This is a genomic window from Alkalihalobacterium sp. APHAB7 (assembly GCF_048323755.1).
Classification (GTDB): Bacteria; Bacillota; Bacilli; order Bacillales; family Bacillaceae_F; genus Alkalihalobacterium.
Map to the genome: position 1 here is coordinate 1 of NZ_JBLWFS010000063.1, position 1663 is coordinate 1663.

At 37.9% G+C, this 1663-nt stretch carries 2 protein-coding genes; both read left to right on the top strand.

What is annotated here, in order from left to right; translation table 11 throughout:
* The first annotated feature begins 89 nt into the window (after positions 1-89).
* The gene (locus ACNSTQ_RS22985) at positions 90-401 is read left to right on the top strand and encodes a helix-turn-helix domain-containing protein (RefSeq protein WP_418202049.1); all 312 of its coding nucleotides are present in this window, start codon (positions 90-92) and stop codon (positions 399-401) included.
* Between the two features lie 47 nt (positions 402-448).
* On the top strand, positions 449-1351 hold the full coding sequence (locus tag ACNSTQ_RS22990) for an IS3 family transposase (protein WP_418202050.1): 903 nt from the start codon (positions 449-451) through the stop codon (positions 1349-1351).
* The last annotated feature ends 312 nt before the right edge of the window (positions 1352-1663 follow it).

Genomic DNA, 1663 nt, shown 5'->3' on the forward strand with positions numbered 1-1663 from the left:
CCTTTTAAGCCCCCTTAATGACTTGGACACCAAAATCGATACAGAGTACAATCTTTTTAACGAAGATAATCGATAAAGGTGGTGAGTTAATGCCTAAGAAGAAAATCGAAGTTTTTGAGGATGTAAAGAAGCATTATGTAAGAATGGCGTTGGAAACAAATAAAATGGCCTCAACTGCGAAGGCAGCTGGTGTCTCTCGTGAAACATTAAGAAAATGGATAAAAGAGTATGAAACCGAAGTATTAGATCAGATGGAGGCAGAAGGAAAAAGCGTTGTGCCTTCTGAGCCGAATGATAAAGAATATAAAAAGAAATATGAGCTGGCAATGAAATTACTAGGTGAAAAAGAGCTTGAAGTCGCCGTACTAAAAGATGTATTAAAAAAAAACGACCATCTTTAGATGATCTATTATCAATTGCGGACTGGTGGATTTCAAATGGCTTCTTTGTGAAACGGATTTTAAGTATTTTGGAACTAAATCGGTCTACTTACTATGATCGAAAAACGGTGAAACAAGTAAAGGGTCTTTCTAAAAGAGGTAGACCCACTCCAGGTTATTCCATGCATAAAAAGGGACATAAGATTCCTGATGAACAAATTGAAGAACACCTTATGGAATATTATCTTGATGATGAAATTGGAGGATTAGGCTATAAAAAGTGGACATCATTATTGGTTGAACACCATGGCTTAATTATTAATAAAAAGAAAGTGTACCGACTGTGTAAGAAACTAGACATCTTAAAAGAAAGTAGGGAGAAACAAGCAAAGCATCCCAGAAGATTGGCTAGAAATCGTATTATTACAGCTCCAAATCAATTATGGCAGCTTGATATCAAATACGGCGGCATCACAGGAACCTCCTATTTTGTGTTTATGTGTTGTGCGATTGACGTGTATGATCGTAGTATTGTAGGAATTTATAGAGGGTCAACATGTCGTGCAAAAGATATCATAACCATGCTTACCAAAGCATTAATTCGGCGGAAAATTCATTTTAAGCCAGGCGAATTTGAAGATAAATTGATTGTCAGAAGCGATAACGGGCCACAATTTGTGAGTCATTTATTCGGAGATTTTTGTGAGTATCAAAAGATCCACCATGAGAGAATCCCGAATAAAACGCCTAATATGAACGCATATATTGAGTCATTCCACAGTCAAATACAGCGTGAATGTTTTAATCGGCATAGTTTTGGTTTTTATGAGGAGGCGTATTACTATATTGATCGATATATTGATTTTTATAATGCCGTTCGTCCACATGGTAGTTTAAAGAATCTTTCACCAAAGGCATTCAGTCAACTTTCATTAGCCGGTGAAATTCCGATTCAAGAAATAAGTTTATAAATGATAGGGCTCAACATTCGGCAAGAGGAAAATGTCCCCTTACTGTGTAGGAAAGCACTTACTCCATTCGTGCACGACTTGATATGGAGCAACGCATGACAACCTTTTTGGTGAACCAGATTGCTTTATTAACTGGGTTCCTGGGAGGAGAAGCAGGCGTGACGAGGCTCCGTGTCAAGTCATTCGTGGCAAGAGGTATTTTTTGAGGATAATAAGAGGGGACAATTCCCTCTACCTGCTTACACTGAAATGAAAACCTATGGATATAAAAGAAAACGCGAGGACGTGTCCGAAATAAGGGGGCCTAGACGA